Annotated in this window: 17 protein-coding genes and 1 pseudogene; 14 read left to right on the forward strand and 4 right to left on the reverse strand. The window is 62.8% G+C overall.

All coding sequences use genetic code 11. The features are described 5' to 3' along the window. Positions 1–142: 142 nt before the first annotated feature. The 10 genes and pseudogenes from RRF64_RS01115 to RRF64_RS01160 form a co-directional block, all read left to right on the forward strand. Positions 143–807, forward strand: a pseudogene (locus RRF64_RS01115) (transposase); the annotation flags it as partial. Between the two features lie 381 nt (positions 808–1,188). Next, entirely contained in the window at positions 1,189–1,425 is a 237-nt protein-coding gene (locus RRF64_RS01120) for a carboxymuconolactone decarboxylase family protein (RefSeq protein ID WP_323845572.1), read from the forward strand. Between the two features lie 187 nt (positions 1,426–1,612). Continuing rightward, positions 1,613–2,806 carry an alcohol dehydrogenase catalytic domain-containing protein gene (locus tag RRF64_RS01125; RefSeq protein WP_323843990.1) on the forward strand — a complete coding sequence of 398 codons (1,194 nt, stop codon included), beginning with the start codon at positions 1,613–1,615 and terminating at the stop codon, positions 2,804–2,806. 55 nt (positions 2,807–2,861) lie between these two features. Then, on the forward strand, positions 2,862–3,425 hold the full coding sequence (locus RRF64_RS01130) for a type 1 glutamine amidotransferase domain-containing protein (protein WP_323843991.1): 564 nt from the start codon (positions 2,862–2,864) through the stop codon (positions 3,423–3,425). Between the two features lie 67 nt (positions 3,426–3,492). Continuing rightward, on the forward strand, positions 3,493–4,050 hold the full coding sequence (locus tag RRF64_RS01135; RefSeq protein ID WP_323843992.1) for a redoxin domain-containing protein: 558 nt from the start codon (positions 3,493–3,495) through the stop codon (positions 4,048–4,050). Further along, the gene (locus RRF64_RS01140) at positions 4,011–4,562 is read left to right on the forward strand and encodes a DsbA family protein (RefSeq protein WP_323843993.1); all 552 of its coding nucleotides are present in this window, start codon (positions 4,011–4,013) and stop codon (positions 4,560–4,562) included. The genes RRF64_RS01135 and RRF64_RS01140 overlap by 40 nt, the downstream gene beginning before the upstream one ends. 203 nt (positions 4,563–4,765) lie before the next feature. Beyond that, complete coding sequence (locus RRF64_RS01145; protein ID WP_323843994.1) at positions 4,766–5,746, forward strand: LLM class oxidoreductase; 981 nt, start codon at positions 4,766–4,768, stop codon at positions 5,744–5,746. A gap of 134 nt (positions 5,747–5,880) precedes the next feature. Further along, positions 5,881–6,159 (forward strand): alcohol dehydrogenase catalytic domain-containing protein, encoded by a 279-nt coding sequence (locus tag RRF64_RS01150; protein WP_323843995.1) that lies wholly within the window; start codon positions 5,881–5,883, stop codon positions 6,157–6,159. 2 nt (positions 6,160–6,161) lie between these two features. Continuing rightward, positions 6,162–6,449: a putative quinol monooxygenase gene (locus tag RRF64_RS01155; RefSeq protein ID WP_479691288.1), complete on the forward strand. Its 288-nt coding sequence runs from the start codon at positions 6,162–6,164 to the stop codon at positions 6,447–6,449. Between the two features lie 31 nt (positions 6,450–6,480). Continuing rightward, a complete protein-coding gene (locus tag RRF64_RS01160) occupies positions 6,481–7,314 on the forward strand; it encodes an aldo/keto reductase (protein WP_323843997.1) in 834 nt (277 codons plus the stop codon). 309 nt (positions 7,315–7,623) lie between these two features. Here the strand turns inward: RRF64_RS01160 and RRF64_RS01165 are convergent, their stop codons facing one another. Continuing rightward, positions 7,624–8,613 carry a transposase gene (locus RRF64_RS01165; RefSeq protein WP_323843998.1) on the reverse strand — a complete coding sequence of 330 codons (990 nt, stop codon included), beginning with the start codon at positions 8,611–8,613 and terminating at the stop codon, positions 7,624–7,626. Between the two features lie 187 nt (positions 8,614–8,800). Next, a complete protein-coding gene (acnB, locus tag RRF64_RS01170; RefSeq protein WP_323843999.1) occupies positions 8,801–11,416 on the reverse strand; it encodes a bifunctional aconitate hydratase 2/2-methylisocitrate dehydratase in 2,616 nt (871 codons plus the stop codon). 319 nt (positions 11,417–11,735) lie between these two features. Between acnB and RRF64_RS01175 the strand changes: the two genes are divergently transcribed. Further along, positions 11,736–12,194 (forward strand): DUF1289 domain-containing protein, encoded by a 459-nt coding sequence (locus RRF64_RS01175; RefSeq protein WP_323845573.1) that lies wholly within the window; start codon positions 11,736–11,738, stop codon positions 12,192–12,194. A 230-nt stretch (positions 12,195–12,424) separates the two neighbouring features. Next, positions 12,425–12,826, forward strand: a complete 402-nt coding sequence (locus tag RRF64_RS01180; protein ID WP_323844000.1) for a hypothetical protein — start codon at positions 12,425–12,427, stop codon at positions 12,824–12,826. Positions 12,827–12,885: 59 nt separating this feature from the next. Here RRF64_RS01180 and RRF64_RS01185 read toward each other — a convergent pair whose 3' ends face one another. Beyond that, complete coding sequence (locus RRF64_RS01185) at positions 12,886–13,812, reverse strand: hypothetical protein (protein ID WP_323844001.1); 927 nt, start codon at positions 13,810–13,812, stop codon at positions 12,886–12,888. 167 nt (positions 13,813–13,979) lie between these two features. On the opposite strand from RRF64_RS01185, the gene RRF64_RS01190 reads away from it, so the two are divergent. Both RRF64_RS01190 and RRF64_RS01195 read left to right on the forward strand, forming a co-directional pair. After that, positions 13,980–14,726: an iron-containing redox enzyme family protein gene (locus tag RRF64_RS01190; protein ID WP_323844002.1), complete on the forward strand. Its 747-nt coding sequence runs from the start codon at positions 13,980–13,982 to the stop codon at positions 14,724–14,726. A gap of 77 nt (positions 14,727–14,803) precedes the next feature. Further along, positions 14,804–15,418, forward strand: a complete 615-nt coding sequence (locus tag RRF64_RS01195; RefSeq protein ID WP_323844003.1) for a MiaE family protein — start codon at positions 14,804–14,806, stop codon at positions 15,416–15,418. A gap of 89 nt (positions 15,419–15,507) precedes the next feature. Here RRF64_RS01195 and RRF64_RS01200 read toward each other — a convergent pair whose 3' ends face one another. After that, positions 15,508–15,768 carry a DUF3081 family protein gene (locus RRF64_RS01200; RefSeq protein WP_323844004.1) on the reverse strand — a complete coding sequence of 87 codons (261 nt, stop codon included), beginning with the start codon at positions 15,766–15,768 and terminating at the stop codon, positions 15,508–15,510. Between the last annotated feature and the right edge of the window lie 118 nt (positions 15,769–15,886).

The raw sequence follows: 15,886 nt of genomic DNA on the forward strand, positions 1-15,886 counted from the left end.
TCGGTTAGCCCTGGTCCGGGAATGCGGCCGCGGCGCCGCAGCCTGCTCAGGACGGAGGCACGCAAGCACGCTTTCTTCCGCGCCGCCGTACTTCTGCGGCTCCTGGGCGCGCCCGGCGCCGGGGCAGCCCGACGGCGAGTTCCATTTCCATATGCTGTTTCCCGATGGGGTGTACGTTGAGCGTCCCGACGGTTCAGTCCGGTTTCGCTGGGTCAAAGCACCGACCAGCGCCGAACTCACTCAGCTCGCGTACACCATCGCTCACCGGGTCGGCCGCTTTCTGGAACGGCAAGGCCTGCTGGAGCGGGATACCGAGAACAGCTATCTGGCCTCGGATGCGGTGGACGACGATCCGATGAACCCACTGCTGGGGTCTTCCATCACCTACCGGATCGCCGCGGGACCGCAGGCGGGACGCAAAGTGTTCGCCTTGCAAACCCCGCCGGCTTGTGATCAGCCGTTCGATGACAGGGTAGGGATGGCGGCCGGGGTTTTCCTTGCATGCCGGTGTGGCAGCGCGTGCAGATGAGCGCAAAAAACTGGAATGCCTGTGCCGGTATATCAGCCGACCGGCGGTGTCAGAGAAGCGGCTGTCGCTCACTTCAGGCGGCAACGTTCGTTACCAGCTCAAGACGTCGTACAAGGATGGCACCACGCATGTGATCTTTGAGCTGCTCGACCTCATCGCCAGACGGGCCGCCCTGGTGCCGAAGCCGCGCGTGAATCTGACACGCTTTCATGGCGTGATTGCGCCGAACAGCAAACACCGAGCGTTGGCGACACCGGCAAAGCGGGGCAAGGGAAATATCACCAAGGCCACCGATGACGCGCAGGATCAAACCTGTGCCGAACGACGTGCCTCGAAGACCCGATGGTGATCCAGAAGATACTGAATCACCTGAAGGAAAAGGGTGAATACCAAGATGCGTTTCGGTTGCCTGAGCGTCGTGGCCCGCCACAAACGAGCTTATTTGGGTAAGGAAAATCCGTTCGTGAATCACAGGGCCGAAATCCGGCCGGTTTCCCCGATTAAGCCACTGTATCCGCTGAGATTGGCTACGTCTGGCCGCGAAATGGCGGGGTTGGTTCGGGGTGGTCAGGGTGATTTTTCAGCGCAACGGGGATTTATGCTTCCTATACTTCTGATGGTCCATCACGCGCGGTCCCTGCCAACATTTTTGCAATGGTATCCCACGCGTTAAAAAAGGAGCCCTCGACATCGAGCTCCGTGAGCTCGCCTACGTGAAAGCCTCGCAGCTTAACCACTGCGTTTACTGCGAGGCGCACAACTCGGCCCTCGGTCAGAAAGTAGGTGTGCCCAGGGAGCAGTTCCAGGCGCAGGCGGAGTACGAGACAAGCCCGCTCTTCACCGACCTGGAGCGGCTCGTGATCCGCTATGCAGATGAGATGACGACCAAGGTATAGGTGAACGCCGCGCTCGTTGAGGAACTCAGGAGCCACCTGTCACCCGAGGCGCTGGTACAGCTCACGCTCAGCACCGCGGCGGCGAACTTTACGAACCGTTTCAATCAGGCTCTCCGCACCGAGCTGGAATCGTCGGCAGCGTCTCATTGAACTTCTGTCCCAACCCTTGAAGAAGGAGCAGCAAGCAATGGCAACCAACCGTGCAGTGGCCTACATGGGGCCGAGGAAGCTGGAGATTCAGAATCTCGACTTCCCCAAGCTCGTCGACCCGCGTGGCAAGCCGTGTCACCACGGCGTCATCCTCAAGATCGTGACCGCGAACATCTGCGGCAGCGACCAGCACATCTACCGGGGCCGCTTCCCGGCGCCCAAGGGGATGATCCTCGGCCACGAGAACACCGGCGAAGTCCTCGAAGTGGGCCGGGACGTGGAGTTCCTCAAGAAAGGCGACCTGGTCTCGGTCCCGTTCAACGTCAGCTGCGGGCGCTGCCGCAACTGCCGGGAGCGGCACACCGAAGTTTGCATGAACGTCAACCCGGATATCGCCTGCGGAGCCTACGGCTTCAACCTCGGCGGCTGGCAGGGCGGGCAGGCCGACTACATGATGGTTCCCTACGCCGATTTCGCCCTGCTGAAGTTCCCCGACAAGGAGCAGGCGATGGCGAAGATCAAAGACCTCACTCTCCTCTCGGACATCCTGCCGACAGGCTTCCACGGCTGTGTGATTGCGGGCGTCCGAACGGGGTCGTCGGTCTACATCGCCGGGGCCGGTCCGGTGGGTCGGTGCGCCGCGGCAAGTGCCCGGCTGCTCGGGGCGTCCTGCATCATCGTCGGCGACACTAACAAGCAGCGGCTCGATCTCGTGAAGAAGGCGGGGTACGAGGTCGTCGATCTCTCGAAGAACACGCCGCTCCCCGACCAGATCGAGGCCATCTTCGGCGAGCGCGAGGTGGACTGCGGGGTGGACTGCGTGGGGTTCGAGGCGCATGGCCACGGCTCGGCGTCCGGAGAGGAAGATCCGACAGCGGTGCTGAACGGCCTGTTCGAGGTGGTGCGGGCGGGCGGCGGCATGGGCATCCCCGGCATCTACACGGCCGGGGACCCCGAGGCCAAGACTGAGGCCGTCAAGCAAGGCACCTACAACCTCGACTTCGGCAAGGCGTGGATCAAGTCGCCATCGCTGACCGGAGGGCAGTGCCCGGTCGTGAAGTACAGCCGTGACCTGATGCTGGCGATCCTGTGGGACCGGATGCCCTATCTGAGCGAGGTCATGAACATCGAAGTCGTCCCGCTCGAAAAGGCACCCGAGGCGTACCGAATGTTCGACGAAGGCTCGCCGAAGAAGTTCGTCCTCGATCCGCATGGCTCCGTCCGCGGCTAGAGGGCGGGGAAAAGACAGTCGAGGAAAGCGTCGCTAATCGAAAGGAGACAGAACCATGGCTCACGAGAATCTCGAAGGACTGAGGGTCGCCATCCTGGTCGATGACGGCTTCGAGCAGGTCGAGCTGGTCGATCCTCGCAAGGCCCTCGACCAGGCCGGCGCGGAGACACGCATCGTGTCGCCTAAGGGCGAGCGTGTCCGCGGCTGGGACTTCACCGACTGGGGTGACGAACTGCCGGTCGATGTGCCCCTCGACGGCGCCAAGCCGGACGACTTCGACGCCCTGCTGCTGCCGGGCGGAGTCTTCAATCCCGACGCGCTGCGGATGCAGCCGAAAGCGGTCGCGTTCGTCAAGGCTTTCTTCGACGCTGGCAAGCCGGTGGCGTCGATCTGCCACGGCCCCTGGACCGTCATCGAGGCAGGGGCGGCGCAGGGACGGCGGATCGCCTCGTGGCCGTCCCTCAAGACGGACCTCCGTAACGCCGGCGCGGAGTGGGTGGATCAGGAGGTCGTCGTCGATGGCAACCTCGTGACGAGCCGCAACCCCGACGACATCCCGGCGTTCAACCGGGCCATGATCGACCTCTTCGCCCAGAGCTTGGCCGGCAGCAGCCGATGAGCGACTGCGTTGCACGATTCGTTCCCCGTGTCGCGGCGAGCCGAAGGACCGCGAAAAGGAGTCGGCCATGAGTACCTACCCGATTCGCCCCAGCATCCCGAACCCGACCGCGGCGCTCGCGCCCGGCACAGCCGCTCCCGAATTCCGACTGCCGAGTACCCCCGACCTGATCGTCATCCTGAGCGAGTTCCGGGGCAGCCCGGTCATTCTCGCCTTTTACCCGGCCGACTGGAGCCCGGTCTGCGGCGATCAGATGACGCTGTACAACGAGGTGCTGCCGGAGTTTCGCCGCTTCCACGCGGCGCTCCTCGGCATCTCGGTCGATGGCGTCTGGTGCCACCTGGCGTTTGCCAAAGACCGTAAGTTGCACTTCCCGCCGCTCCCCGACTTCGAGCCGAAAGGAGCCGTTGCGCGCACCTGCGGCGTCCATCGCCCGCACGATGGCAACTGCGAACGCGCGCTCTTCGTGATCGATTCGGAGGGAATTGTTCGCCCGAGCTACGTGTCTCCGATCGGCGTCAACCCAGGGGCGGATGGCATTCTCACCGCCCTGGAAGCTCTGCCAACAACAGGAGGACCGAACTCATGTCAATCCACGCGACATCCAGGCTCATCTTGCCGGTAAGCGAACGTGACCACATTCGCGGGCCAGCGACGGCGCTGGTGAGCCTGGTGGAATACGGCGACTACGAATGCCCCTTCTGCGGCGCAGCCTACCCGGTGGTCGAGGAACTCCAGCAGGTGCTCGGAGATCGCTTGCGGTTCGTCTTTCGCCACTTCCCGTTGACGCAGATGCACCCGCACGCCCAGGGTGCTGCCGAGGCGGCGGAGGCCGCAGGCGCACAGGACATGTTCTGGGAGATGCACGCCACCCTGTACACCCACCAGCATGCGCTCGATGGCGCGCACCTCATCAGGTACGCAATTGCGCTCGGTCTCGATCCCACGTCGTTCCGTCACGCCTTGGGCGGACGTTCCTACGAGAAGCGCGTGCGTGAGGACTTCCTCAGCGGCGTTCGGAGCGGCGTGAACGGCACGCCCACCTTTTTTATTGACGGAGTTCGCTACGACGGACCTCCTGACTTCGATTCGCTGCTGGCGGTCCTCGCCGAGGCGGCCGGGGAGACAGGGGGCTGAGACGGCAGCCGGGGAACAATCGGCTGCCGCCGGCGCGAAGATTGGCATCGGCGGAAAACGTCCGGACCCCTTATGGCCGAGATTAGTATTCGAACACGTCTAGCTTGAAGTGTGTTCAGTTCGGCTCACGGCCCGACGTGGTCGCGAAGCTTGGGGTTCTTGGTTGGAGGTAGGTTATGTTCACGGCAAACAAGACAGCCCGTGTGAGTGAGGCCAACGGCTTCCGGAAAATGTTCGCGCCAGGCCGGCTTACGCTCGGCGTCTTCTTCCCGATTGAAGCCTTCAAAGGCGACCAGCCGACGATGCGCAATCAAGAGTACCTGGCGCGCCGAGCCGAGGAGTTGGGCTTTGCCGCACTCTGGTTTCGGGACGTGCCGCTGCGTGATCCCAACTTCGGCGACATCGGGCAGGTCTATGACCCTTGGGTCTATCTCGGCTGGATTGCGGCGCAGACGCGCACGATTGCACTCGCCACCGGTTCGATCGTTCTGCCCTTGCGCCACCCGTTGCATACTGCCAAGGCAGCCGCTTCCATCGACCAACTCTCTCGTGGCCGATTCGTGCTCGGCGTTGCATCTGGCGACCGGCCCGTTGAGTTCCCGGCGTTCGGCATCGACCCGGACGAGCGCGACATCCTCTTCCGTGAGAATCTCCGCGTCATCCGCGCAGTGCTTGCCGACGAGTTTCCCACGGTGCAATCCAGCTATGGCACGCTGTTCGGGACGGCCGACCTCGTGCCCAAGCCAAGCGGCCGACTGCCGATCTTGGTGACGGGGAGCAGCCGACAAGGCTTGGAATGGATTGCCGCGCACGCCGACGGCTGGATCACCTACCCGCGGCCCGTGGCACAGCAAGCAGAACTCGCTGCGCGCTGGCGTGGCGCCGTCGAGGCCGTCGCACCGGGCGTGTTCAAACCTTTCGCCCAGTCGTTCTATGTCGATTTGAGCGATGACCCAAATCAACCGCCACAGCCAATCCACCTCGGCATTCGCGGCGGCCGGCGCGTCTTGTTCCGCCTTCTCGACGAGCTGCGTTCGGCCGGTGTCCACCACGTGATCCTCAACCTCAAGTACGGAGCGCGCGACGCAGCAGAGGTCCTCGACGAAATCGGCCAAGAGGTCTTGCCGCAACTTGATGCCAGCCAACAGGCTGCCCCGAGCGCACGCGGCGTGAGCAAGCGGTAGCAGTGTGGGACGAGCTAAACCGGAGAAGACGGAGATCGCGTCATGAAAGCTTACGAATTGCAAAGTCACTTCGGCATCGATTCCTTGACCCTCACCGAGCGGCCTGAGCCGCAGCGCAGCCGGGCGCGGGGCAGGTGCTGCTGAAGATGCGGGCGTGGTCGCTCAACTACCGCGACCTGTCGGTCGTGAAGGGGATCTATCATCCCAACCTGCGCTGGCCGTTTACGCCGCTCTCAGATGGCGTCGGCGAGGTTGTCGCCGTGGGCGAAGGCGTGTCGCGCGTCAAGACGGGCGACCGCGTGGCCGGCATCTGCATGCAGAAGTGGATCGACGGCCAGTTGACGGAGGTGAAGACCAAGTCGGCGCTGGGTGAGTCCGGTTTTTCGTCCAACTCTAGGTCATGGTTACGTTAGCATTGCTTGTTCGACTCGAAGCCAAAGCGGGAAAGGCAGCGGAAGTCGAGAGCTTCCTCCGCGAAGGTCTGTCCTTGGTCCAAGAGGAGCCGGCAACGACCGCGTGGTTTGCGATCCGCGTGGGGCCGTCAACGTTCGGTATTTTCGACGCCTTCCCGGACGAGGCGGGCAGGCAAGCCCACCTCACGGGCCGTGTCGCTGCCGCCTTGAACGCGAAGGCTTCCGAGATTTTCGCGCAGCCGCCCACCATCGAGATGGTCGATGTCCTGGCGGCCAAGCTTCCTGGGTAACAGTCCGCAGAAACCTTTTGGGGACCAGCGCATGAAGACAGTTCTACTGCCATCCGGTGAGCGCGTGCCGGCTTTCGGCCAGGGCACTTGGCACCTGGGGGAGGATCCGGCAACCCGAGCAGAAGAGATCGCCACCCTGCGGCTCGGTCTCGACCTCGGCCTCACCCTCGTCGATACAGCCGAGATGTATGGCGAGGGCCAGTCCGAGCTACTCATTGCCGAGGCGCTCAACGGCAGACGCGATGAGGTCTTTTTGGTGAGTAAGGTCTATCCGCATAATGCGTCCCGCCAGGCCGCCGTCGCCGCCTGCGAGCGTAGCCTGCGTCGCCTGAATACCGACCGGCTTGACCTTTATCTCCTGCATTGGCGTGGCGCAGTGCCGCTGGCCGAGACGATACAAGCCTTCATGGCGCTGCAACGGGCCGGCAAGATTCGCCATTACGGCGTCAGCAACCTGGATCTCGCGGACATGCAGGAGCTATGGTCGGTTCCCGGAGGCGCAGCCGTGGCAACCGACCAGCTGCTCTACAACCTCGCGCGCCGCGGCATCGAATGGGACTTGCTGCCGTGGCTCCGCGCACATCGCGTTCCGGTCATGGCCTATTCGCCCATCGAGCAGGCCAGACTCCTCCACAACCCGATGCTGGCCGATTTCGCGCGGCGGCACGGTATGACGCCGGCGCAGGCCGGACTAGCCTGGCTGCTTGCCAAGGACGATGTCATCGTCATTCCGAAGACAAGCTGTCGCGAGCGATTGAAGGAGAACTTCGGCGCGCTCGACCATCCGCTGACGGTGCCGCAGCTTGCCGAGTTGGATCGCCTGTTCCCGCCGCCGACGGGGCCGCGGCCGCTTGAAATGATCTGATCCGCCGTTCGATTCTCAATCAACAGGAGAATAAACAGGACACCCACAAGAAAGAATAAACAGGACACCCACAGAATAAACAGGACACCCACAAGAAGAAGGGAATAAACAGGACAGGGAATAAACAGGACACCCACAAGAATAAACAGGACACCCACGAACACAATAAACAGGACACCCACCAAAGTTCAGTGGTGGGATAAATTAGCCGGGCGAGCCGTGTATAGCGACGCCACGCAGCATTGTTGAGGCTCGGCAATTTCTCGCAGCAAGCCTGCGATGGTGTTTTTTAGGAGATAACAGAAAAGATTAGGAGGCAGCGGGCGGGGAGAGATAGCGCTCGCAGTCGCGGATACCGTGCGCCCAGCGCTTGCCGAGCCGCTCGCAGGCAGCGCGCACTGAGTGGGCGGCGCCGACCAGGGAGCTGAAGCGGCTCTCGAAGTTTTTGTTCAGGTAGAGCCAGTGCTTGGGATCGATCTGCAATCGGTCGAGAATCGGCGGCAGCTGTTCATCAATGGCACCGCGCTTGCCCTCGCGCAGAATGCGTCCGCTCCAGTCCACCAGCTCCAGGTAGTCCTGCAGCCGGAAGGGCAGTCCCACCGGCATGGGTTTCCTCGGATTGCCGACGAACGGGAACAACTGCTCCGGCTGTTGGCCATCTTTAGCCATCGAGATGCGCCGCTGGATAGAAGTGTGGTCCGACGCTTCCGGTGTTTGTGCCATTTTCGCGCGGATCGGGTTCAGATCCACATAGGCCATGCAGGCGGCCAGCGCCCGCTCGTCCAGCAGCGCCTGGGATTTGAAGCGCCCCTCCCAGAAACGGCCGGAGCACTGATCTTCCCGGTTCGCCTCGCGGGCGATGGACTCGTTGAGCATGCGCATAAACCAGCTGAGATCCACCAGCCGCGCCCGCCACAGCTCCGCTACTTCTTCCAGTCGCGCCAACTCCGCGGATTCCAGGGGCTCGCCGCGGGCAAAACGCTGCGAGAGCGCCGAGCCTTTGCACAACTGCTGCCAGCGCTCCACCACCTCGCGCAGTGTCCAGCCGGCTGCCCGCGCCTGGTTGATGTGCAGCACCATATGGTAGTGATTGCTCATCACTGCGTAGGCACAGACATCCAGCGCGAACACCTGAGCCAGCGCCAGCAGCTTGTCTTCGATCCACTGGCGACGATGCTCAAAGCACTGCCCGGTACGCTCGTCCCGCCCGCACAGAAAGGCGCGGCGTACGCAGCGGGAGACGCAATGGTAGTAGGGCGTGGCATCGAGGGATACCAAGGCTTTGCGCGGGAGTCCCATAACTATTTTTCGTATACCTGGATGAATAAACAGTGTTGTGCGTAGGTTCAGAGGGATTTCAATAGGGCTGGCATCAGATGCGTTTTGTTTGATGGATTTCCTTTTTTCCCTTTTCGGGTGCTGCGCTCGGATATAAAAAAGCCCCGCCGGTTAGGGCGGGGCTTTTCTGTTCGAGATAGGTTGTTACTTAAACAGCAACATCCTGAATCTCAGTCGCGGCAATGCGCTTGCCTTCTTCCGCAGATTTCTGGAATTCCTCAATCTGGTCGAAGTTCAGGTAGCGGTAGATTTCCGCAGACATGGAGTCTAGGTCTTTCGCGTACTCCTGGTACTCGGCCGGGGTGGGCAGTTTGCCGAGAATGGCGCCCACGGAGGCGAGTTCCGCGCTGGTCAGGTACACGTTGGCACCGTCGCCCAGACGGTTGGGGAAGTTGCGGGTGGAGGTGGACAGCACGGTGCTGTTCGGGGCCACGCGCGCCTGGTTACCCATGCACAGGGAGCATCCGGGCATTTCGGTGCGGGCACCGGCTGCGCCGTAGATGTTGTAGTAGCCTTCTTCCATCAGCTGGTGCTCGTCCATCTTGGTGGGCGGAGCGATCCACATGCGGGTGGAGATGCCGCCCTTGTGCTGGGCGAGCAGTTTGCCGGCGGCGCGGAAGTGGCCGATGTTGGTCATGCAGGAGCCGAGGAATACCTCGTCCACCTTGTCGCCAGCCACTTCGGACAGCAGCTTGGCGTCGTCCGGGTCGTTCGGGCAGCAGACGATGGGTTCCTTCACTTCGGCGAGATCGATCTCGATCACCGCGGTGTACTCGGCGTCCTTGTCGGCTTCCATCAGTTCCGGGCTTTCCAGCCAGGCCTCCATGGCGCGCGCGCGGCGTTCCAGGGTGCGCTTGGAGCCGTAGCCTTCGGCGATCATCCAGCGCAACAGGGTGATGTTGGAGCGCAGGTACTCGGCGATGGCTTCTTCCGGCAGCTTGATGGTACAGCCGGCGGCGGAGCGCTCGGCGGAGGCGTCGGACAGCTCGAACGCCTGCTCGACGGTCAGGTTGTCCAGGCCCTCGATCTCGAGGATGCGGCCGGAGAAGATGTTCTTCTTGCCTTTCTTCTCGACGGTCAGCAGGCCCTGCTGGATCGCATAGTAGGGAATGGCGTGGACCAGGTCGCGCAGGGTGATGCCCGGTTGCATTTCGCCCTTGAAGCGCACCAGTACAGATTCCGGCATATCCAGCGGCATTACGCCGGTGGCGGCAGCGAAGGCCACCAGACCGGAACCGGCCGGGAAGGAGATGCCCATCGGGAAACGGGTGTGGGAGTCGCCGCCGGTGCCGACTGTGTCGGGCAGCAGCATGCGGTTCAGCCAGCTGTGGATGATGCCGTCACCCGGGCGCAGGGATACGCCGCCGCGGTTCATGATGAAATCCGGCAGGGTGTGCTGGGTGTCTATGTCCACCGGCTTCGGATAGGCGGCGGTGTGACAGAAGGACTGCATGGTGAGGTCCGCGGAGAAGCCCAGGCAGGCCAGGTCTTTCAGTTCGTCGCGGGTCATCGGGCCGGTGGTGTCCTGGGAACCGACGGTGGTCATCTTCGGCTCGCAGTAGGTGCCGGGGCGCACGCCCTCGACGCCGCAGGCCTTGCCGACCATCTTCTGTGCCAGGGTATAGCCCTTGCCGGTGTCTTTCGGCTGCTCCGGCTTGCGGAACAGGTCGGACGGCGCCAGGCCCAGGGATTCTCGGGCCTTGCCGGTCAGGCCGCGGCCGATGATCAGGTTGATACGGCCACCGGCCTGCACTTCGTCCAGCAGCACGTCGGATTTCAGTGCGAATTCGGACAGTACCTTGCCGGCCTCGGACAGGATCTTGCCGTCGTAGGGGCGGATCTCGATCACGTCGCCCATGTTCAGGTCGTCGACCGGCGCTTCGAATACCAGTGCGCCGGCGTCTTCCATGGTGTTGTAGAAGATCGGCGCCACTTTGCCGCCGATGCAGATGCCGCCGCCTTTCTTGTTCGGTACACCCGGCAGATCTTCACCGAAGTACCAGAGCACGGAATTGGTGGCGGACTTGCGGGATGAACCGGTGCCGACCACGTCGCCAACGAAGGCTACCTGGAGTCCCTTGGCCTTCACTTCCTCGATCTGCTTCAGCGGGCCTTTTACGCCCGGCTCTTCCGGCTCCAGGCCGTCGCGCTTCATCTTGTACATGGCCAGCGCGTGCAAGGGGATGTCCGGGCGGGACCAGGCATCCGGGGCGGGGGACAGGTCGTCGGTGTTGGTTTCACCAGTTACCTTGAACACGGCAACCTTGATACTTTCCGGCACCTTGTTGCGCTTGGTGAACCACTCGGCGTCGGCCCAGGACTGCATTACCGACCTGGCGTTCTCGTTACCGGCCTTGGCCTTCTCTTCCACGTCGTGGAAGGCGTCGAACATCAGCAGGGTGCCTTTCAGCTGCTCGGCAGCCAGCGCGCCCAGGTCTTTGTCGTCCAGCAGTTCCACCAGGGTGGAGATGTTGTAGCCGCCCAGCATCTGGCCGAGCAGCTTGATCGCGTGTTGGCGATCGATCAGCGGGGACTTCGCTTCGCCCTTGACGATGGCAGACAGGAAGCCGGCTTTTACATAAGCGGCCTCGTCCACACCCGGCGGTACGCGGTGGGTGAGCAGTTCTACCAGTTCCTGTTCTTCGCCGGCGGGGGGATTCTTCAGCAGTTCTACCAGACCGGCCACTTGCTCGGCATCTAGCGGCTTCGGCGGAATACCTTGTTCGGCGCGTTCGGCGACGTGTTTGCGATAGGCTTCAAGCACGGAAATGTCCCTCGTGGTATATGGGGTGGCACCAACAGCGGGCGGTTGTCCCGGTCGAGTGCTGGTGCCGGGATTTTTTATTCGTGGCCGCTGGAGGCGGGTGGCGAATTCTACAGTAAAGGCTGATTACTGTTAAGTTTATTGAAAAATCAATAACTTACGCAAATTGCCGCTATTCGTTTGGTGAATTTTGGTCGTTTAATCGTCTCTGACCTTTCCTTCACAATCCAAACAAAATAGTCTAGCCCCCAAATTACTCCCACCGCATTTCAGACTGGTTTCAGCCAGCGCAGACTGACTTGGTTATTCGATGTACAAGATGTACAAAAAGGTGCGCACCCCCTGCATCGGCGTCTGCTCCACCGGTATCGGCGACGACGTCTGCCGCGGCTGCAAGCGCTTCGCCCACGAGGTGATCGACTGGAATGCCTATTCCGAGGAGCAGCGGCGCATCATCGCCGAGCGCCGCGAGGGCTATCTGGTGAATGCGGTGCGCAGCCAGCTCGAGATTGTGGATCAGCAGCTGTTGCTGGCGCAGCTGCGCCACCAGCAGATCCGCTTCGACGAAACACAGAATCCCTACTGCTGGGTATTCGAACTGCTGCGCGCCGGCGCCAGCCAGATCGCAGATCCGCGCGACTACGGCTTGCAGCCGACACCCGGGGCGCGCGGCGTTTCCCTGGTGGAACTGCGCAAGCGCATTGACGAGGATTTCTACGCGCTGTCGGTGGCCTACTTTCAGCGGTTTGTGGCGCCGGGCATGGGCAGGGCCCGATAGCCTGCCGGCATCGGCAAAGCGGGCGCGGCCGGGCGCCGCAGCGGCTATTTCCAATGGATTCGAAAGATCTTCATCACTTCAGGCGTATCCTGCCAATTTAGTCCGCAGGTTTCGCCGATTTAAACTATTACCCGTTGCGCCTTTACGCCTGCTGGCTCGGCCCACCCGCGAATTCTCGGTTCAGACCGGCCGAGTCCACCAATCCGAATTTAGAAACGATGAGAGAGTTCATGCAGCTCGACGATGAGACATTGATCGCGCAATTCCGCGACCGGACCCTGAGCCCGGAATACTTCGATCACCGCGGCCACCTGCGCGTGGCCTGGCTGTACCTGCGCCGCTACCCGCTGGCGGATGCCTGTGCGCACATGTGCGCCGACACCCGCGCCTATGCCACGTCACTCGGCGCACCCGGAAAATATCACCACACAATTACCGAGGCGCTGATGCGCATCGTCGGCCTGCGCCTGTGCGGTTCGGAAAACCAGAACTTCGACGCTTTCCTGGCCGCCAACCCGGAACTGCTCCGGAACGCCAGCGGCCTGCTGCGGCGGCACTACAGTGACGCCTGCCTGGATTCCGAGGCCGCCCGCAGTGGCTGGGTGGCGCCCGACCTGACGCCCATTGACTGAGAGCGCCGGTGCTCGCGATCACCGCCTGCGCCGGGCACTTCCAGTTGTTTAACGGCTGTCTAGCGGCTGTGGCGCAGATATACGCGCAGCGCCGGTAAGAAGGCTTCCGTCGACAGGGCGAGATCGCGCCGCTGGCGCCGCCGGCTCTGGCTCGGCTGGTGATCGACTCTGGTGAAATCCGGCAGCTGCCCTTTATCGTCCGCCAGCACCAGCACCGGCATGGCCGCGTAGCCCACCTGGCGGTAGGTTTCCCCTTCATCCGTGCGGAAGATTTCCGCCACCTGCAGGTTCGGGCGGCTCTGTACCTGCACCTGGCGCAGGTCGTCGTGCTGGCTTTTGTGCAGCCCGGCCAGCAGCTGCCGCTGGTACTGGATACCCGGATCGGCGCCCTGCGGATCGAGCTGCACCAGCTTCTTTTCACACCACTGCACCGTGACTCGCCGAATCGACTTGCGCGCCTTGATCCAGGACAGCGCGAGCGCATCCGGCCGTTCCGGGCACAGCAGTACCTGGCGGTAGCACTGGCGCAGATGGGCGCGGGGGTGGCCGGCGTCGGCGAGCAGTTCGCGCACGCTGTGGTCCCGTTCGGGGGCGGGGCGGTCGGCCAGCGCGGCCTTGAATTCGGCCACCGCCCGGGCGAAGACTTCCTTGTCGGTATTCAGCTGCCGGGCCAGCGCGATGGTGCCGGCCGGCACCGCCAGCAGGCCGGGGATCTGCAGGGTAGCGCGGGCATCCCCGCCGGTGCTGGCCGCTTCGCCGTAATCCAGCTGCGCAAACAGTGCGCCGGCGAGCGCATAGGGCGCGTCGAAGGCGCTGTTCAGGCGCTCTGCGGCATCGCGGGCGAAGGCCGGTTGCAGCAGATAGGGCTGCCAGGCCTTGGGGGATTCCTGCAGCTGTTCCAGTGACTGCCGCAGCGTGGCGGCGCCCGCGTGCAGCCGCTCCAGTAGTGGCGGGACAGCCGCTGCCAGTTTCCGCTGATCGGTCATCGATGCGTTTCCATGTTCGAAGTATTCGCAAATATTAATGCACTTAATAAGCCGTTATCAATTGATCCGGCATTGCCCCCACCATTTGTGTCCCTCTCCCGCCGAAAACGGTTAATCAGTGGTGGGGCCCTACTGTGCAGGCGGCGGCCTGCCTACCATTGCCCAGCATGAACCGCTGCGAATTCAAAGAGGGACTGCTGCGGGTGATGGAGCGCAAGGTGCACTGGGCCTGGCCGGCGTTTACCGTCGGGCAGGTGCCCAGGGAGCGGCTGCATATTCACCTGGAGCAGGAATACGGCACCTATGTGCGGGATTTCCCGATACTGCTGGCGCGGGCGTATATCCAGTGCCCGATTGCCGCGGTGCGCCGGGAGCTGGCGGAGAATATCTACGAGGAGGAGACCGGCGGTCTGAGCGGCGGTGTGCCGCACCCGGAGCTCTTTCTCGAGTACCCGCGCGGGCTCGGCATGAACCTGGACCGCTTCAAACAGGTGGAGCTGGTGCCGGCGGCGGCGGCGTTTCGCACGCTGCTGGACGACGCGACCAGCGGGCACGGCTGGGAGGTGGCCGCGGCGGTGACCACCATTTTCCTCGAGGGTACCGAGTACGAACGCGGCGAGCTGGAACCGGGCCATCCGCGGCGGCCGCAATTCGCGCCCACGGAGCACCCGCTGGTCAAACACTACGGCCTGCCGGTCAAGAACCTGGCGCTGAGCCGGGTGCACCACCAGGTGGAAGGTGGCCACCGCAAGGCGGCCTGGCACCTGATGCTGGATTTCGTCGACGAGCCGGCGCGGCCGAAAGTGCTGCTGTGGATGGGGCAGGTGCTGCACCGCTGGCTCAACTATCGCGACGAAGTGGCGACGCGCTGCGGACTGGTGCAGATGGCGCCGCCGGGACAGCTGGGGCACTGACGCCTGCTATTCCCGCGCCGGGGCGCTATAATCCGGCGCTTTCCGCTAATCGCCGTGCCAGCAGAACCTTAAGAAGTATGAACGCCCAAGTCCCCGACCTTTCCGCCATCCACGAATTCCTGCTGTGTCCGACGCCCGACGCCTGGGTGCAGGCGGCGCTGGCCGAGCCGGAACTGATGCTGGTGGATCACGCCAACTGTGAGAAGAAGGCCGCCGGCACGGCGCTGAACCTGATGTTCCGCTACCTGGACAATTTCGATCTGCTGAACAAGATGTCGCGCCTGGCGCGGGAGGAACTGCGGCACTTCGAGCAGGTGCTGGCGATTATGCACAAGCGCGGCGTTCGCTACCCGCATATCAGTGCGTCGCGTTACGCGGCGGGGCTGCGCGAACAGGTGCGCGGCGCCGAACCGGGCAGGTTGGTAGATACGCTGATCTGTGGTGCCATCATCGAGGCGCGCTCCTGCGAGCGCTTCGCGCGTATCGCGCCCCATCTGGACGAGGAGTTGCAGAGATTCTATCTGTCCCTGCTGAAGTCGGAGGCCCGCCATTTCCGCGACTACCTGACGCTGGCGCAGAAGGCGGCCGGGGAAGATATACAGCCGCGGGTGCAGCAGCTGCTTGAAGTGGAGCGGGAACTGGTCGAGGGAGATGACGGCGAATTCCGTTTCCACAGTGGCGTGCCCGCCTAGCCGGTTATTTGCTGTGGGAGCCTGCCCTGCAGGCGATGTGCGCTGAGCCCTCTTTATCGCCTGCAGGGCAGGCTCCCACAAGAGCTCAATCAATCCTGATCGAGTTTCGCCAGCAGGTCGACAAACTCCTGCAAATCGTGGGCATTCTGATAGTCGACGGTATATTTGTTGTGGAAGAAAATGGTCAACTTCACCTTCGGTGAATTGATAAACACCGTGTATCCGTCGAAATCCGTACTCACGGTCAGCCCGCGGTAGTGCCAGCCGTCGCCCTCCTTGACCCCTTCCCTGGTGGCCTTGTCAAACACCCGCAACGCCTGTTTGACGTCAATCTTGTGTTCCTGCTCCACTGACTACTCCCGCTGACGCTAAGCTTATTTTTCTCGCACCGTCGTGCACTGCGGCGACAGTTGCAAATTGTTAGCTTAGACGACATGCCTGACATCAGCCACCGGCTTTGCGGGCGGC

This window comes from Microbulbifer magnicolonia (assembly GCF_035117725.1).
Classification (GTDB): domain Bacteria; phylum Pseudomonadota; class Gammaproteobacteria; order Pseudomonadales; family Cellvibrionaceae; genus Microbulbifer; species Microbulbifer magnicolonia.